Here is a 17,065-nt window from a genome sequence, read left to right as displayed (position 1 = left end):
GGTCTACGCCGCGACGTCGCACAACGCGCTGTCCCACTCGCGCACGAACCGGTCGATCCCGAACCGCTCGCACGCGTCGCGCTTCGCCGCCGCACCCCACTCGCGCGCGAGATCCGGATCGCGGAGCAGCATGCGCATCGCGTCGATCAACACGGCAGGCCGCGTATCGGCGACCCCGTTGCAGCCGCTCCTCACGAGCTGCGCCATCTCCGTCGTTGCGAGCGCAACGATCGGCAGCCCGATCATCATCGCCTCGATCACCGCGAGCCCGAGGCTCGTGTAGCGGATCGGATTGAAGAAGAAGCGGTAGTGCGACAGGAACTGCGGCAGCGCCGGGTTCTGCACTTCGCCGATGCCGCCGAGTTCGGCCGAACCCATCCCGACCAGGTCGAGCGGCACGCTTTGACGCGCGACCTCGAACAAGTCCGCGCCGAGACGCCGCCCGCGTCGCGCGAGGTGGTTCACGACCGTCACGCCCTTGGGCAGCGTGCCGCGATACTCTACACCGTCGGGCAGCAGCACGCCGTGCTCGATCACGCGCGTCGGCGTGACGCCGCTGTCCCACATCAGCGCGTTGAACGGCGTCACGTGCACCAGCAACACGTTCGGGTCCTGCACCGGGTGCAGCGTGTCGGTCGGGTGCTCGCGCGGCGGATCGTGTTCGACGAACAGCGCCGGCAGCGCACGCTGCGCGTCGCTCAGGAGCCGCAACCGGTCGTGCGCGTAGTGATTGTGATGCTGGTACAGCACGCAGTCGAACTCGGTGTCGCGCACGCACTCGACGGGCACCTCGTACACGTTGTCGCCCCACGGCAGGTGCCCGACCCGACCCGCGTAACCGGGCGGATGCTGCGGCTTCGTCACGATGTAGAAATCGTGCGGCGCCTGCGACAGGTAATACAGATAGTTGCCATGCACGTGCCAGGTGAGCACGCGCAAGCGCTTACGTGACATGACGTCTCTCCTCCGCGAGCAGCTTGCCCGCCCGCTCCATCACGTCGTCGACGCCGATCGCCGTCGCGCACTCGTGCCCGTACGGGCAGGTGTCGAACGCGCACGGCCGGCAGGCCGGATAGTGCGCGAGCACGCGATGGCGTTCGGCGTCGAGCGGCGCCCAGCGGGCCGTGTCGCTGCCGCACGCGACGACGATGCTCGGCGTGCCGAACGCCGCCGCGACATGCGATACGCCCGTGTCGTTGCACAGCACGAGCCGCGCGCGGCCGATCAGCGCGGCCAGCGCGCCGAGCGGCGTGCGCCCGCACAGGTTCACGCACGGCCGCGCGAGATGTTCGACGAACGCGCCGGCCAGTGCGAGTTCCGCGCGCGTGCCGGTCAACACGATCTGCCAGCCGTCGTCCGCGAGCTGCCGTGCCGCGCTCGCGAATCGCTCGACCGGCCAGCGCCGCGACGCCATCCGCGCGCCCGGATGAACGATCACGTAGCGGCCCGGATCGAGCGCATGCTCGTCGCACAGCACGTGCCACAGCGCATAGTCGAGGCCGCCCAGCGGAAATTCCAGGTAGTCGCCCCAGTCCGGATAGCCGAGCTTGCGGGTCAGCGCCAGGTAGCGCGTGACCTCGGGCTCGCCGTCGCGCCAGACGAGTTCACAGTCGAGCGCGGTCGTGCCGCCGTCGGGCGGCACGAAACCGGCGGTGCGCGTCGCACCGAGCGACGCGACGATCGCGTTGGTCTGCACGCCGCTGCCGTGCAGCTGGATCGCGAGATCGAAGTCGCGCGCGCGGCATTCCGCGATGAACGCCTCGCGCGCGGCCGGCTCGGCGGCCGGCTGCTCGCCGAGGCCCGGCGCGCCGGGAAACGCGATGAAGTTGTCGATGTAGTCCGAGAAGCGCGATGCGAACTCGCGCGCCCACGGCAAGCCGATCAGCGTGATGCGCGCATCCGGCTCGCCGCGCCGCAGCGCGCGCAGCGCCGGCACCGCGCACAGCATGTCGCCGAGCTGCAGCGCGCGGAACACCGCGATGCGCATCGGACTGGACGACGAAACGGATTCGAGCATCATAGGAAGAACACCCGGAAGTGGAGCGCACCGCGCACGCGCCAGTACAGCGACACGGGCGGGATCGCGATCGACGTGACGATCATCTCGGCGACATGCGACGGCGTGAGCCGCGTGCCGCGCAGCCGCTTCGCGCAGAATGCGGCCGTGATCACGGCCCAGGCCGCCGCGCATGCGATGCCCGGCACGCGCCATCCGGCCGCGAAACAGCCGAGCGCACCGAGCGCGAACAACACGGCCGCGTAGTAATTCCACGGCGGCATCGCGCGGATATGACGCCGGTAGGTCGCGCGATGCTTCTTGTACAGCAGCGCGTCGAAATACACCTTCGACTGCTGGCCGATGCTCGCGCCCCAGCGCGCGGGACGCACCGGATGCACGATCCGCGCGGCATCGACGCCGACGATCGGCCCCGCGTGCTCGCGCAGCGCGAACATCAGGTCGGCGTCCTCGCGCCATGCGCGCGTGAAGCGCTCGTCGAAGCCGCCGACGCGCTCCAGCGCCGCGCGCCGCACGAAGCAGTTCGCGGTCGCGAATTCCGCATGCGCGAGGCCGGCCGCGTCGCGCTCGTGGTCGGTCGGGCGCGCTCGCAGCGGCACGTCGATGCGCCCCGCCGCGGCCGCCGCCGACGGTTCGGCCAGCAGCGCGGCCGCGCCGTGGCGCAGCCAGGTCGGATCGGGAATCGTGTCGTCGTCGGTGAACGCGATCAGCGCGCCGCGCGCGCTGCGCCAGCCGATGTTGCGCGCGCCCGCCGGCCCCTGCGTATCGGGCGCGGTCATGTAGCGGATCACCGGCACGTCGGTCATGCGCGCACGGCACGCGTCGACGGTTTCCCATGCGCTGCCGGCCGGGTCGTCGTCGACGACGACGATCTCGTAGGTGGTCGGATCGAACACCTGCGCGCACAGCGCGTCGAGGCAGCGTTCGAGCAGGCGGGGCCGCCGGTACGTCGGCACGACGACCGACACGACCGGCGGCAGTTGCGTGGCGCGCATGTTCATCTCGGCTTCTCCAGCAGGAACGAACCGATCACGAGCGCGTCGAGCGGCGAAGTCCAGAAGCACTCGAGCGCGTCGCGCGGCGTGCAGACGATCGGTTCGCCGCGCGTGTTGAACGACGTGTTGACGAGCACCGGCACGCCGGTCAGCGCGTCGAACTCGGACAGCAGCGCATGCAGCAGCGGATGCTGGTGTGTGTCGACGGTCTGCACGCGCGCGGTGCCGTCGATGTGGCGCACCGCCGGAATCGTCGCCTCGGCGCCGGGCGCGATGTCGTACACGAACAGCATGAACGGCGCGCGCAGCGGCGTGCGCCGCCCGCCGTTGAACCAGTGGTGTGCGTGGCTTTCGAGCACGACCGGCGCAACCGGCCGGAAGTCCTCGCGATCCTTGATCCGGTTCAGCTTGCGCTGCATGTCCGGATCGATCGGCGACGCGAGGATCGAGCGCGCACCGAGCGCGCGCGGCCCGAACTCCATGCGGCCCTGGAACCAGCCGATCACGCGGTTTGCCGCGAGCAGCGCGGCCGTCTGGCTGGCGACGTCCGCGAGCCGCCGGTACGGCAGCCGCGCTTCCTTCAGGAACGCCTCGATCGCATCGTCGCCGTACGACGGCCCGAGATACGCGTGATCCATCCGCCAGTCGCCGCGCATCCCGCGCATCCGGAAATCGGTCCACAGCGCGGCGCCGAGCGCGGTGCCCGCGTCGCCTGCCGCCGGTTGCACCCACACGTCGTCGAACGGGCCGCGATCGCGGATCTTCGCGTTCATCACGCAGTTCAGCGCGACGCCGCCCGCCATCGCGAGCTGCTGCTCGCCGCTCTCGGCCGCGAGCCAGTCGACCGCCTGCAGCGCCGTTTCCTCGAGCACCAGCTGCAGCGCATGCGCGATGTCGCAGTGATGCGGCTCGATCGGTCCGCCGCGCTCGCGTGGCGCGCCGAACAGCGCGACGAGGTCGCCGTCGGCAACCTCGTAGCGCCCGTCGCCGTTGTAGCTCACCAGCTTGCGCATCGCGTCCGCGAACACCGGCTTGCCGTACGACGCGAGCGCCATCACCTTGTACTCGTCCGACGAATGCAGGAAGCCGAGGTAGCGCGTCACGCGCTCGTACAGCAGGCCGAGCGAATGCGGCAGGTTGACCTGGCCGAGCCGCCGGTACGACTGGCCGTCGAACACGCCGTAGCTCGTCGTCGCGCGTTCGCCGCGCCCGTCCATCGTCATCACCGCGCAGTGCTCGTACGGCGCCGCGAGAAACGCGCTCGCCTCGTGCGCGAGGTGGTGCTCGATGAAATGCCAGCGAAACGGCCCGTCGTGCGCGACGCCGCGAAAGCGCCGCTGCAGGTGGTGCGGCGCGCCGCCCGCGAGCTGGCGCGGTGCGTTCACGATCGACGACAGGAACAACGGATGCCACGGCGATGCGCCGTCGGCACGCCGCGCATGCGCGGACGGTGCGAGCGGCAGCGTCAGCTCGGGCGCGTCGCCGTGACGGTCCAGTTCGAGCCACGGATCGTACGAATACGCGACATGGTCGACGTCCGCGAGCGCGATGCCCGCTTCCGCCAGACAATAGTCGATCGCGTGAAACGGCAGCTCCCAAGTCGAGAACGGCACGGGCCGCTTCGCGTGCTTCACGTGTGTGAAGCGTTCGTCCTCGGCCGCCGCGATCACCGCGCCGTCGCGCACGAGGCACGCGGCGCTGTCGTGAAAGGCGGCATTGATGCCGAGCGTATAGGTCGGAGCAGGCATGCGTCAGGTCCTCGTGATGACTTGCGCGAACGGAATCACGTTCGACCCGCTCGACGCGTTCGCGGCGACCGGCTCGGCATCGTGCAGGGGGGCGCGCGCGGCCGCGTGTTGCGCATGGCGCGCGCTACGGCGCAACAGCCCATGCGTCGCCTCGACGACATCGTCGACGCTCACGCCGAGCAGGCACGGATGGCCGGGCTGGTTGCAGACGCTGCGGTAGCAGTTGCGGCACGGCACGTCGACGTTCAACGCGCGGTGCGGCACTCGCCATGGCGTGTGCTGCGGATTGGTCAGCGCGTACAGATCGACGACCGGCGTGCCGAGCGCGGCCGCGAGATGCACGGGGCCGCTGTTGTTCGTCAGCAGCAGGTCGGCCGTCTCGATCAGCGCGCCGAGCTCGCCGAGCGGCAGCACGCCGGCGAGCGGCACGGCGCGCGGCCCCGCGCGTTCGCACACGGCATCGACGAGCGCGCGCTCGTCGGCGCCGCCCGTCACCGCGATGCCGTCGAACAGCGGCGCGAGCCGCGCGGCCACGTCGCCGAAGCGCTCGGCCGGCCAGCGCCGCGACGCCGCGCTCGCGCCCGGATGCACGACCAGCCAGCGCGTGTGCGCCGGCGCCGGCCGGCGCGGGCCGCCGATGCGCAGCAGCGCCGCGCGCAAGCGCGAGTGCAGCGCGCGTCGCGCCGCATCGCCCGGCTCGAACGCCATCCGCCAGTCGCACGTCTTCGCGCCGATCGCGCGGACCAGCGCAAGCTGGCGCGCGACTTCGTGGCGCACGCGCGAATCCGGCTCGGTCTCGGGCACGCGGTCGGTCAGCAGTTCGTAGGGGTTCTCGCGGCAATGCGCGAGCCGCAGCGGGATGCCCGCGAGCCAGCACATCATCGCGGCCGGCAACGGACTCTGGCTGTACACGGTGAAGATCACGGCCGCATCGAAGCGGCCGGCCAGCAGCCGGTCGATCATGTCGAGATCGACGACCGGATCGCCGCGCACGTCCGGATGCTTGACCCACGGCGCGTCGTACGTCCACACGTCGTCGACCATCGGCAGGTGTTTCGCCAGCGCAGCACCGGTGCGCGACGTCAGCAGCGTGAGCCGGCGGCCGCGCCCGCTCTCCTTCAGCGCGCGCAGCGCGGGCGTCGTCATCAGCACGTCGCCGAGGCTGTCGAGGCGCACGCACAGAATGCGCCGCGCGCGATCCCAGGCGGCGCTCATCGCCGCACCCACGAGCCGTGGCGGCGCACGGCCTCGCGCGCGACGAGGTCGGCGGCGAGGTCGAGCCGGTCGACCACATGGTGCGGCGTGCGCGCGGCATCGAGCCGCCATTGCGTCTCGTTGCCGCGGTCGACGAGTATCGTGCCGCAGCGCGCGGCGCGGCCGGCCTCGACGTCGTCGAGAATGTCGCCGATCATCCAGCTCCATTCGGCGACCGCGCCGAGCGTGGCGATCGCGCGGCGCACCATCCCCGGGCGCGGCTTGCGGCAGATGCAGTCGCAGGTGTAGCGCGGCACGCTGCCCGTCGGGTGATGCGGGCAATAAAAAAAGTCCGCCAGCACCGCGCCGTTCGCTTCGAACAATTCGGCGAGACGCTGACGGACCGCGCCAAGCTTCGATTCGGCAAAGTAGCCGAGCGCGACGCCCGGCTGGTTCGACACGACCGCGATCGGCATGCCGGTCGCGCCGAGCGTGCGCAATGCGCGCGCGGCGCCCGGTGCAAGCTGCATCCGCGCGGGGTCGACGTTGTACGGCAGGTCCTCCAGCAGCGTGCCGTCCTTGTCGAGCAGCACCGCGCCGGGCAGCCGTCGCGTGCGACTCACGGCCATGACGTCTCCTTCATCGGCAGCACCATCAGTTCCGGCACGACGGTGCCCGGCGGCTGCGTCAGCACGAAACGCACGGCCGCCGCGACGTGTTCCGGCGGCTGCAGCGTGTCCACGTCGATGTCGGGGAAGCGATCGAGCAGGAACGGCGTGCGCATCCCGCCCGCGACGATCGCCGACACGCTCACGCCGGCCGGCCGAAGCTCCGCATGCAGCGCATGCGACAACCCGAGCAGCCCCCACTTCGTCGCGTGATACGCGGACGCATTCGGCCATGCGCGCTTCGATGCGGTCGACGCGATGTTGACGATGTGGCCGCTGCCGCGGGCCTTCATCATCGGCACGGCCGCGTGGCACATCAGGTACGGGCCGAACAGGTTGGTCATCATCACCTGCTGCCAGGCGGCGACGCTGACGTCGTCGATCGGCGCGGTCACGTCGATCGCCGCGTTGTTGACGATCACGTCGACGTCGCCGAGCGCCTCGCGCGCGTCGTGCATGACCTGCAGCACCGACGCCTCGTCGCGCACGTCGAGCGGCCGTCCGACCGCGCGGCCGCCGTGCCGCTCGAGGCGCCGCGCGACGGCCGCCGCGCGATCGCCGTCGAGATCGGCAACGATCACGTGTGCGCCGTGTTGCGCCAGTTCCTCGCAGATGGCCTCGCCCAGGCCGCGACCGCCGCCCGTCACGAGCGCGGTGCGACCGGCCAGCAACGGTCGGGCTGGATCGTGAGTCGGGTTCAACATGCACCTCCTGCAAGCGTCCGAAAGATCGCGGCGATGACATTTGTCGTGACAAACGTCGTACAGAGGTACAGCGAAAACCGTGCCATTGCGCGGACGCCCGCGCGACCTCGCGCTGCCCCGCGCGCGCGCTGGCTTTTTTATAACCGGCTGTAAAAACGGGCCCGCTCGCCTGCGCTCAGATCGCGAGCGCGTCCGGCGTCGCCTGCGCGCGGTGCTTCGCGAGCGCACGCAGGCAGTGCGCGATGCAGCCCGCGAACGCCTCGTCGAACCAGGGCTGCGCGCCCGACACGCCGACCACGATGCCGTGCTGCGCGACGCCGCCCCACAGGTTCGTGTCGCCCGCGCGCAGCCGGTACGGCTCGAGCGCCTGCACGACGTGGCCGTCGCAGCCGGTTTCCCATGACAGCCGCGCCTTCGCGCGTGCGTACGCACGATAATCGGCATCCCAGTCCTTCGGATCGGGCAGCGAGAACTCGTACAGGATCGCATCCTCGAACGCCGCGTCGCGCGGCCCGAGCGCCGGATCCATGATCACGATGTGGAGGCAGCCGCTGTCGCCGACGAAGTCGCTCTGCAACGCGGCCGACAACGTCGGCAGCAGCAGCTCGACGGCGGCGACTGCGGCCTGGCGGTCGGCGAACGCGCTACCGGCGCGGCGCTCGGTCAGGACTTCGGGGGGCGTCGAGTTCGAAAGGTTCGGCATGGATATCTCCGGAGGAAAGCGCGAGTGCCCGCAGCGTCGCGATCAGGTCGGCCGCTGCCGCGGGCTTGGTCAGATAGGCGTGGAAACCCGCTTCGACCGCGCGCGTGCGGTCGCGCTCGCGGGCATGGCCAGGCAACGCGACGTGCCGATCTCGATCACCAGCACAGAGCCGGTCCCGATCGCGGTCGGCACGACGTTAAATACCGCGACGCCGACCAAGGGGCCGATCCCGGCCGTGCCTTTCTCGAGTCGCGCACGACGGCGCCGGTCTCGCGCTGCGAATGAAAGAAAGCACGCGCGCGGCAATGCCCGATCGCGCGCGTCAACGGCGCGGATTGCGCTCGCGGCCGGCGCCGCTACCCGGTTCGGGATCGCGCGCCGCGGGCTGCGTCGGCGTGACCGTGCGTTGGGACGGATGCAGCACCGTGCCCGTATCCGGTTGTTCGCCGTCGCGGCGCACGCGCACGCGGTTCTCGACGTCGCGCACGCACATGCAGCCGTCGGCGATGTCCTCGATGTCGTGCTTCATCCAGCGCTGCGGCACGGTGCCGTCGAGTTCGACGCGGCCGTCGCGCACCTGCACGGAGACATCGCTCACATCGATGTCGAGCGCATACGCGAGCCGCTCGCAGACGTCCTCGCGAATCCGCTCGTCCGAGCGCGTATAGCCTTTCGGGCCGCGCCGATGCCGCATGGCCTCGCGTTGCGCTTCGTAGTCGCCTTCGCCGCCATACCAGCCCATCCGGTGATGGCCGCGGAACCCCGGCTGATCGCCATGGGCGCCTTCGCGTCCTTGGCTGCCTTCCGCTCTGCGGCCGCGATTGCCGTAGCCGCGCTCGGACTCCCACGCCGGATCGCGCGAACCGCCCGGCCCGCCCGGCCCGCCCGGCGCACTGCGCCAGTCGGCGCCGGCGTCTGCGCCGCGCTGTTCGGCCGACGAGCGGGCCGAGCGCTCGCTCCATTCGCTGCCCCAGTCTTCCGGGCCGACGTCCTCGCTCACGAAGCGCCGGTACGCGGATTCGTAGTCGGCATCGTGCCGCCGGGATTCGTCGCCGCGAAAATCGCGCTCGCCGGTGTCCCGGTACGCGCGTTCGCCGCGCTCCTGCCAGTCGGGCGGGCCGCTCCGTTCGGCTTGCCGTCCGGGAGATCGTCGTTGCATCGTGTCCCTCCTTGATCGCGCCTGTGCCTGATCGCGCGTGTGGCGCGTGCGGACCCGGACCCATGTCGCGTCGCGGCGCACGTCGGTCAGGTTGATGCAAGTCGCGTGCCGCCCGTTGGCCAGCACACCGCGGCGGCGCGCCGAAGCTCCTGGCGGCAGGCGCGCGCCGACGAGCGCGGTCCACGTCGTGATCGCCGCGCAGCGCGCTGACGGGGGCAAAGCCGATCGTCGCGGGTCGCCGGGTATCCCTGGCCGGGCGCCCCTATCTGCAACGCAATTGCAGTTTTTGCGCGGAGGGTCGCCGTGCAGCGACCCTATGCGCCGCCCGCACCCGGTTCGTCCGGCGCATCCGGATCCTCGGTGCCGCCGGGCTCGCTCAGCCGTTCCGTGCGATCCGGCTCGATATCGGCGCCTTCCTCGAGCCCCGCATCGCCGTCCGCCGACGCGCGCTCGCCGGTGCCCGCGCGGTCCGTATCGCTGTCGAGGGCCGCATCGCCGCGCTCCAGCGCGTGCTCGTCGAGCGGCGAATCGACGTCGAACGGATGGCGCCGCGCGCCGGCCGTGTCGCTGCCGCTGTCGGACGAATCGCTCGGCCCCAGCGCGCGGCCGTCGCGGCCGCGCCGTGCGTTCTCGTCGTCCGGGCCGGCCGGTTCGTTGTCGGGGTTCAGGGTGCTGTTCATGTCGATGCCCTCGGGTAGCCGTGAAGCGGCGCGCGGCCGCCGGAGGCCGGGCTCTCTGGCCGGGCCGGCCGCGGCGTGCGGACCGGAGGGCGACGCAATCGGCATGCCGCGCCGCCGTCGCCAGACTGCCACCGGCAGAATTTCGCACGGCGGGCGCCACGCGGCACAGGCCATGCGCCCCCATTGCTCAGGTGATTCGACCTCCCTTATGCTTTCGGGGGTGTCAATCCGATTTGAATGGCCGCAGCCGGCGCGTCCGGCCGCGGCGGGGCGGTGCTCCTCGGCCCGCACCCAACGTGCCGTTCCGATGATGAAAGACGACGCCATTTCCGATCTCCACCCGCCGCTCGGGCCCGCCGATGCGCGCGACCTGCTGCACCGCTTCGCCGAGTTCCGTTTCGAGACCGTCGTCGGTGCGATCACCGACTATGCGGTGTTCATGCTCGACGCGCACGGCAACGTCGCGACGTGGAACGCGGGTGCGGAGCACATCAAGGGGTATCGCACGGCCGAGATCGTCGGCCACCATTTCTCGCGCTTCTATCCGCCCGACGCGATCGCGGCCGGCCGGCCCGCGTTCGCGCTCGACGAAGCCGTCGCGCACGGCCGCTTCGAGGACGAAGGCTGGCGCGTGCGCAAGGACGGTTCGCTGTTCTGGGCCAGCGTGACGATCACGGCCGTGCACGACCATGCGGGCCAGCTGGCCGGCTTCATCAAGATCACGCGCGACATGACCGAGCGCAAGCGGCTCGCCGAACTCGAAGTGTCGACGCATCGGCTCAGCGTGTTCATCGCAATGCTCGCGCACGAGCTGCGCAACCATCTCGCGCCGCTGCGCAATTCGGTCGGCGTGCTGCAGAGCCTGCCCGATCCGGCGCCCGCGCTCGCGCAATGCCGCGACGCCGTGCATCGCCAGGTCGGACAGCTGACGCGGCTGGTCGACGACCTGCTCGACGTCGGGCGCATCACCGCCGGCAAGGTCGAGCTCGACCATGCGCCGGTGACCGTGCGCGACGTCGTCTGCCGCGGCGTGGAAAGCGTCCAGCCGAAGCTGGCCGCACGCGAGCAGAACATTCGCGTCGACCTGCCGGCCGATCCGCTGGTGGTGCGCGGCGACGCCGCGCGGCTCGTGCAGGTGCTGCACAACCTGCTCGACAACGCGTCGAAATTCTCGCCGCAGGGCGGGCGCATCGACGTCAGCGCGAGCGCCGAAGGGTCGGTCGTCGCGATTCGCATCACCGATCACGGCGTCGGCATCGCGCCGGGCTCGCTCGAATCGATCTTCGACCTGTTCCAGCAGGAAGGCGTGCCGGGCCGGCGCCCGTCGGACGGCTTCGGGCTCGGCCTCGCGATCTGCCGGTCGTTCGTCGAGCTGCATGGCGGGATGATCGCCGCGGAAAGCGCCGGCCCCGGCCACGGCGCGACGTTCACGGTGCGGCTGCCGCTCGAGTGCGCGATGCGCCCGACGCCCGTCGACGCGCCCGCGGCGCGCATCACCGAGCAGCCGGCCGGCGCGCCGCTGCGCATCGTCGTCGTCGACGACAACCGCGACTCCGCCGACACGCTCGCCGTGCTGCTGCGGATCAAGGGCCACGCGCCGCGGGTCGCGTACCACGCGGACGACGCGCTGGCGCTCGCGCGCGACACGGTTCCGCACCTGATGCTCGTCGACCTGTCGATGCCCGACGTCGACGGCTTCGCGCTGCTGCGCGAACTGCGCGCGATCGACGCGCTGGCCGGCACGACCTGCGTCGCGTTGTCGGGTCATGCGAGCCCGGCCGATCTCGCACGCACCGCGAGCGAGGGCTTCGACGATCACCTCGTGAAGCCCGTCGAGATGGCGGTGCTCGACGCGCTGCTGGAGCGCGTCGCGCGCAAGGTTCACGGCGCGCCGTAGCCGCTCATGCCATCGCGCGGCACATCGCCGCGCACGCATCGCATGCCAGCGCGCAGCGCCGGCAATGGTCGTGCGCGTGCAGCAGGCACTCGGCCGCGCACAACTCGCACGCATGCGCGCACAGGGCGCACACCTGCGGCGCGAGCACGCTGCGGCGCGCCATTGCGCCCGATGCAAAGCGGCACAGCTGCGCGCACTCGATGTCGAGCGCGATGCAAGCGGCCAGCGCGTGTGAGCCGGGTTCCGCCAGGCACCCGGCGGTGCATGCATCGCATGCATGCGCGCACGCATCGCACGCGGCCATGCAGTTGTCGTAGAGATCATGTAACTCGTTCATGGCAGCACTCCTCGTTGCGGTTCGGATCGTCATGGCGTCAGCTTCACTTTCAGCCAGCCCGGCTCGCGCACGTCGAACGCGCGATACGCGTCGATCGCGTTCGTCAGCGGCTCGCAGCGCGTCAGCACGGACGCCGGGTCGAACGCACCGCTGCGCACGAGCTCGATCAGGTGCGGCGTGACGGTCCGGTGATTGCAATTGCCCAGCTTGATCGTGAGGTTCCGGTTCATCGCCTCGCCGACCGGAAACACGCGCGCCTGCGGCGGATACACGCCGATCACCGCGACCGTGCCCGCCTTCGCGACCGCGCGCACCGCCCATTGCAGTACCTGCGACGGCCCGTCGCCGGGCGTCCAGTAGCGGCCGTCCGGCTTGCGGCGCGGCGCGACGGCGTCGACTTCCGCATCGAACGCACGTGCCGCGTCGTAGTCGGCGGCGGCCGGCCCATGCGTCGCGCGCATCGCGTCGACGCCTACCGCGTCGATCGCACGATCGACGCCGATCCCGCCGGTGAGACGCAGCACCGTGTCGACGGGGTCTTCCTCGGAGAAGTCGATCGTCTCGGCACCTTGCGCGCAGGCCATCTCGAGCCGCGACGCGATACGGTCGATCGCGATCACGCGCCCGGCGCCCATCAGCTTCGCGCTCGCGATCGCGAACTGGCCGACCGGCCCGGCGCCGAACACGGCCACCGTGTCGCCCGGCTTCACTTCCGCGAGCTGCGCGCCGAAATAGCCGGTCGGAAAAATATCGGACATCAGGATCGCCCGGTCGTCGTCGATCGCGTCCGGCAAGCGGATCAGGCTCGCGTTCGCGAGCGGCGTGCGCGCGTATTCGGCCTGCAGCCCGTCGAACGGCCCCGTGTCGGCCGGGCCGCCGTAGAACGCGGTGCCCGCGCGCGGCCCGCCCGGGTTCGCGACGTCGCATTGCGCGGTGTAGCCCGCGCGGCAGTACACGCAACTGCCGCACGCGATCGTCGACGGAATCAGCACGCGATCGCCGCGCCGCAGGTTGCGCACGTCGCGCCCGACCGTCTCGACGATACCGACACCCTCATGCCCGAGGATCGTGCCCGGCTTCATCCCGCCGAGCGTGCCGCGCACCATGTGCAGGTCGGTGCCGCAGATCGCGCTGGCCGTCAGGCGCACGACCGCATCGGTCACGTCGACGACTTGCGGGTCGGGTACCGTATCGATGCGAATGTCGCCGATGCCGTGAAATACGACTGCTTTCATGTCAGGCCCTCCTTGTCGAAAGCGGAAACGGTGCAAGTACCGTCGCACAGTTCGAGCAAGGCGCGCGCCCGTGCGCGCAGGGGTCGGTGCGGTGCGTGGTCAGCCGGCCGGTGCGTCGTCGTCGATCGACATGCCGATCGCGGCCGGCAGCGCGGCCGTGCGGCGCATCCTGTCGACTGCACCTCCATGTCGGCACCGGAAATGCCGGATTGTTCGCGCTCGGGTTCACGATCACGAACAGCGCCGCGATCACCTCGGTCGAGAAACCGCAGTCGAGAGTCACGGGCGCCTGTCAGGTTCGGCGGTCTCTGCGCAAGTCGCGACGATGCGATGACGGTTGTGTGCGCAACTATTTTTCCAGAGCGTGTACCGGTCAGCGCACAGTCGGCAGCCCGTTCACGCGCGCGTCGTGCCCTGCTGCTCGAGCGCCGCTTCCGCGCGCAGGCAGTCGAGATCGCGGCCGATCGTCGCGACCGCGAGCCGTGCGTTGCCGCGCCAGAACGCGACCGACGCGTCATGCGCGCGCAGGTCGCCGTCGATCTCGACGCGGTCCCATTGCTCCGCATGTCCGACATAACGGACCGTCAGGTCGTAGTGCTGGCTCCAGAAGAACGGCACCGCGTCGAACGGCCGCTGCTGGCCGAGCATGTTGCGCGCCGCGGCGATGCCCTGCCGCTCCGCGACGACCCAGTGCTCGACGCGTATGCGTTCGCCCGTCAATGGATCGGGCCAGCGCGCGATGTCGCCGGCCGCATAGATGTCCGCTGCGCTCGTCTGCAGGAAACGGTCGACCGTCACGCCGCGATCGACGGCGAGCCCCGCATCCTGCGCGAGCGCGAGGTCCGGATGCACGCCGATGCCGACCACCACCACATCGGCCGGCAGCGTGTCGCCGTTCGACAGCGTCACGCGGTCCGGCGCGATCTGCGTGGGCGTCGCGCCGAGATGGAACACCACGCCGTGCGCTTCGTGCAGCGCGCGGATCGTGTCGCCGAGCGCTTCGCCGAGCACGCGCACCATCGGATGCGCGTCGGGCGCGACCACCTGCACGTCGAGCCCGCGCGTGCGCAGCGCGGCGGCCGCTTCGAGGCCGATGAAGCTCGCGCCAATCACGACGCAGCGCCGCGCCGTCTTCAACTTGCCGATCAGCGCATCGCAATCGGCGCGCGAACGCAGCACGCACACGTGCGGCAGATCCGCCCCCGGCACGGTCAGCCGGTTCGGCTCGGCGCCGGTGGCCAGCAGCAGCGCGCCGTAGCCGACGCGGCTGCCGTCCGCGAGCTCGACCGCGTGCTGCGCGGCGTCGATCCGCGTGACGCGCGTGCCGCAGCGCACGTCGATGCGCTGCTCGGTATAGAACGACGCGCCGCGCAGCGGCAGCCAGTCGGCTTCGGCCGTGCCGGCCAGATAGTCCTTCGACAGGTTCGGCCGGTCGTACGGCGGCTCGCTGTCCGCGCTCAGCAGCGTGATCGCATGCGGATAGCCTTCCTGGCGCAGCGTCACGGCCGCCGCGATCGCGGCCGCACCGCCGCCGACGATCACCACCGATGCGGGCAGCCCCGCCGCGTTCAGCGCGGGCGGCGATGCGGCGGGCCGCGCATCGAGCACGACCGCGCGGCCGTCGCGCCGCTCGACGCGCCAGCACGTCAGGCCGTCGAGCGCCGGCGCGCGCAACAGTGCGCCGGTACGCAGGCAGAACGCCGCGTGATGCCACGGACAGCGGATCGTATCGCCGACCAGCAGCCCGTCGGCGAGCGGCGCGCCGTAGTGCGGGCATTGCGCACCCACGGCAAACAGTTCGTCGGCGCGGCGCACCAGCAGCACCGTGGCATCGCCGACCTGGCCCTCGATCATCGCGCCGTCGGCGATGTCGTCGAGCGCGATCCCCTGCGCGAGATCGGGACGTGAAGACGAGGCGTCGCTTCCGGACATGGCGTGGCTCCCGAGGGGTGGGGTAACGATCCCATTATCGGCGTCCTTGCCGAAAAGAACAGGTACGGACGACCCCGCAGCGCACGCAAGCACGGACTGTGGCTTGTACGTGATCCGCGACCGGCGTAGAACGTCATCGACGTTGCGGCGCAACACGCGGGGTGCGCGTGCGCGGGGGGCCGGCGAGCCGAGCAATCCGCGTACCGCCCCGCTTCCATCCCGTCACGAGGAACGACCCGATGGCGACCGTTCTATGCGTGCTCTATCCCGCCCCGGTCGACGGCTATCCGCCGCATGACGTGCGCGACGCGATTCAGGTCATAACGCGAGCTTGCCGACCGTGACGATCGCGCGTTCGATCTCCGGCGACCACGGGCTGCTGTAGTTCAGCCGAATGAAATTGCGGTAGGTGTCCGCGATCGAGAACATGTAGCCGGGCCCGATCGTGATGCCCTGCTCCAGCGCGAGCTGGTACAGGCGCATCGCATCGACCTGCGCCGGCAACTCGACCCACAGCACGTAGCCGCCCGCCGGGCTCGAGATGCGCGTGCCTTCCGGAAAGAACCGCGACACCATCGCGCGCATCAAGTTCGCCTGCTGCGCATACGCCTTGCGAATCCGCCGCAGGTGATGTTCGTAACCGTCGCGTTCGAGGAACTCGGCGATCGCCAGCTGCGGCAGCGACGGCGTCGCCAGCGTGTTCAGGAACTTCAGCTTCTCGACCTGTTCGCGATAACGGCCCGGCAACGCCCAGCCGATCCGGTACGCGGCCGTCAGGCTTTTCGAGAACGACGCGCAGTGCAGCACGATCCCGTTGCGGTCGAACGCCTTCAGCGCACTCGGGTGCGCATTGCCGAAATACAGTTCGTTGTATACGCCGTTCTCGATCACCGGCATATTGGCTTTCGTTGCGAACTCAACCAGTTCGCGCTTGCGCTCGTCGGGCATCTGGAAGCCGAGCGGATTCTGGAAGTTCGGCATCACCATGCACGCGGCGATCGGCTGCGACTTCGCGATCGCCGCCAGCGCCGCGATGTCGATTCCGTATTCCGGGTGTGTAGCGACCTCGATCGCCTTCATCCCCATCCGTTCGATCGCGTGCAGCATCGCGTAGAACGTCGGCGACTCCACCGCGATCGTGTCGCCCGGTTTCGCGACCGCCTGCAGGCACAGGTTGATCGCCTCGGTCGCGCCGACCGTCACGATGATCTCGTTCGGATCGACCGACATCCCGTTTTCCAGGGAGCGCCGTGCGATCTGCCGGATCAGGCGCGGATGGCCGGGCGGCAGCCCGTCGGTCACGCCCCACAGCGACTTGTCGCGTCCGGCCGCGTACGCGTAGCGGTTCAGCTTCTCGAACGGAAACAGGCTCGGGTCCGGATACGGCGAGCCGAGCGGCACCGCGTCGTCGGTACCGATCGAGCGCAGCGTCGACAGCACGAGCCGGCTCACGTCGACCGACGACGAGATCGCGATCGGCTTCGACGGGCGCAGCTCGCGCACCGGCGCGTGCCCGTCGTCGTTGCGCAGGTTCACGAAGTAACCCGACTGCGGGCGGCTCTCCAGCAGCCCGCGGCTTTCGAGCAGCAGGTACGCGTGCAGCACGGTCGTGATGCTGATCCGGTGCTGCTGGCTCGCCTGCCGCACCGACGGCACACGGTCGCCATGTCGATACACGCGTTGCCGGATGAGTCTCTCTATGTCGTTCGCGAATTTCTCGTAGAGCTTCATCCGCCTCGCCCCGCCAGCGGTGAACCAGCCTGCGACGCACAGGTGCGCGTGCCGTGCCGCTGCAC

At 70.5% G+C, this 17,065-nt stretch carries 15 protein-coding genes and 1 pseudogene; 1 reads left to right on the top strand and 15 read right to left on the bottom strand.

Annotated features, from left to right (window positions below; translation table 11 throughout):
* Nucleotides 1-3: 3 nt before the first annotated feature.
* From NQV17_RS10305 to NQV17_RS10255, 11 genes and pseudogenes are all read right to left on the bottom strand, one after another.
* On the bottom strand, nucleotides 4-954 hold the full coding sequence (locus NQV17_RS10305; protein ID WP_257771983.1) for a glycosyltransferase: 951 nt from the start codon (nucleotides 952-954) through the stop codon (nucleotides 4-6).
* Nucleotides 944-2,020 (bottom strand): glycosyltransferase family 9 protein, encoded by a 1,077-nt coding sequence (locus tag NQV17_RS10300; protein ID WP_257771981.1) that lies wholly within the window; start codon nucleotides 2,018-2,020, stop codon nucleotides 944-946. Before NQV17_RS10300 ends, NQV17_RS10305 begins: the two co-directional genes overlap by 11 nt.
* Nucleotides 2,017-3,018: a glycosyltransferase family 2 protein gene (locus NQV17_RS10295; protein ID WP_257771979.1), complete on the bottom strand. Its 1,002-nt coding sequence runs from the start codon at nucleotides 3,016-3,018 to the stop codon at nucleotides 2,017-2,019. Before NQV17_RS10295 ends, NQV17_RS10300 begins: the two co-directional genes overlap by 4 nt.
* On the bottom strand, nucleotides 3,015-4,760 hold the full coding sequence (locus NQV17_RS10290; RefSeq protein WP_257771977.1) for a carbamoyltransferase C-terminal domain-containing protein: 1,746 nt from the start codon (nucleotides 4,758-4,760) through the stop codon (nucleotides 3,015-3,017). Before NQV17_RS10290 ends, NQV17_RS10295 begins: the two co-directional genes overlap by 4 nt.
* A gap of 3 nt (nucleotides 4,761-4,763) precedes the next feature.
* The gene (locus NQV17_RS10285) at nucleotides 4,764-5,975 is read right to left on the bottom strand and encodes a glycosyltransferase family 9 protein (protein WP_257771975.1); all 1,212 of its coding nucleotides are present in this window, start codon (nucleotides 5,973-5,975) and stop codon (nucleotides 4,764-4,766) included.
* Nucleotides 5,972-6,583 carry an HAD-IIIA family hydrolase gene (locus tag NQV17_RS10280; RefSeq protein WP_257771973.1) on the bottom strand — a complete coding sequence of 204 codons (612 nt, stop codon included), beginning with the start codon at nucleotides 6,581-6,583 and terminating at the stop codon, nucleotides 5,972-5,974. Before NQV17_RS10280 ends, NQV17_RS10285 begins: the two co-directional genes overlap by 4 nt.
* A complete protein-coding gene (locus NQV17_RS10275; RefSeq protein ID WP_257771971.1) occupies nucleotides 6,574-7,326 on the bottom strand; it encodes an SDR family oxidoreductase in 753 nt (250 codons plus the stop codon). The genes NQV17_RS10280 and NQV17_RS10275 overlap by 10 nt, the downstream gene beginning before the upstream one ends.
* A 175-nt stretch (nucleotides 7,327-7,501) precedes the next feature.
* A complete protein-coding gene (locus NQV17_RS10270) occupies nucleotides 7,502-8,029 on the bottom strand; it encodes a hypothetical protein (protein WP_257771969.1) in 528 nt (175 codons plus the stop codon).
* Nucleotides 7,971-8,171: pseudogene (locus NQV17_RS10265) on the bottom strand (response regulator); the annotation flags it as partial. The pseudogene NQV17_RS10265 and the gene NQV17_RS10270, both read right to left, overlap by 59 nt.
* 180 nt (nucleotides 8,172-8,351) lie before the next feature.
* Nucleotides 8,352-9,188 (bottom strand): BON domain-containing protein, encoded by an 837-nt coding sequence (locus NQV17_RS10260; RefSeq protein ID WP_257771966.1) that lies wholly within the window; start codon nucleotides 9,186-9,188, stop codon nucleotides 8,352-8,354.
* Between the two features lie 314 nt (nucleotides 9,189-9,502).
* Nucleotides 9,503-9,868 carry a chemotaxis protein gene (locus tag NQV17_RS10255; RefSeq protein ID WP_257771964.1) on the bottom strand — a complete coding sequence of 122 codons (366 nt, stop codon included), beginning with the start codon at nucleotides 9,866-9,868 and terminating at the stop codon, nucleotides 9,503-9,505.
* Nucleotides 9,869-10,175: 307 nt separating this feature from the next.
* Here NQV17_RS10255 and NQV17_RS10250 point away from each other — a divergent pair, with 307 nt between their 5' ends.
* On the top strand, nucleotides 10,176-11,765 hold the full coding sequence (locus NQV17_RS10250) for an ATP-binding protein (protein WP_257771962.1): 1,590 nt from the start codon (nucleotides 10,176-10,178) through the stop codon (nucleotides 11,763-11,765).
* Nucleotides 11,766-11,769: 4 nt separating this feature from the next.
* Here NQV17_RS10250 and NQV17_RS10245 read toward each other — a convergent pair whose 3' ends face one another.
* The 4 genes from NQV17_RS10245 to NQV17_RS10230 all read right to left on the bottom strand — a co-directional run bounded on the left by NQV17_RS10245 (nucleotide 11,770) and on the right by NQV17_RS10230 (nucleotide 17,000).
* Nucleotides 11,770-12,102, bottom strand: coding sequence for a four-helix bundle copper-binding protein (locus tag NQV17_RS10245; RefSeq protein WP_257771960.1), 333 nt, complete (start codon nucleotides 12,100-12,102; stop codon nucleotides 11,770-11,772).
* Nucleotides 12,103-12,131: 29 nt separating this feature from the next.
* Entirely contained in the window at nucleotides 12,132-13,337 is a 1,206-nt protein-coding gene (locus NQV17_RS10240) for a zinc-dependent alcohol dehydrogenase (protein ID WP_257771958.1), read from the bottom strand.
* Between the two features lie 396 nt (nucleotides 13,338-13,733).
* Nucleotides 13,734-15,269, bottom strand: coding sequence for an FAD-dependent oxidoreductase (locus NQV17_RS10235; RefSeq protein ID WP_257771956.1), 1,536 nt, complete (start codon nucleotides 15,267-15,269; stop codon nucleotides 13,734-13,736).
* Between the two features lie 318 nt (nucleotides 15,270-15,587).
* Nucleotides 15,588-17,000, bottom strand: a complete 1,413-nt coding sequence (locus NQV17_RS10230; protein WP_257771954.1) for a PLP-dependent aminotransferase family protein — start codon at nucleotides 16,998-17,000, stop codon at nucleotides 15,588-15,590.
* Nucleotides 17,001-17,065 lie beyond the last annotated feature (65 nt).

The sequence above is a fragment of the Burkholderia sp. SCN-KJ genome, from assembly GCF_024656005.1.
Classification (GTDB): Bacteria; Pseudomonadota; Gammaproteobacteria; order Burkholderiales; family Burkholderiaceae; genus Burkholderia.
The sequence above is the reverse complement of the archived record's forward strand: the minus strand, read 5'-3'. Positions and strand labels throughout refer to the sequence as shown.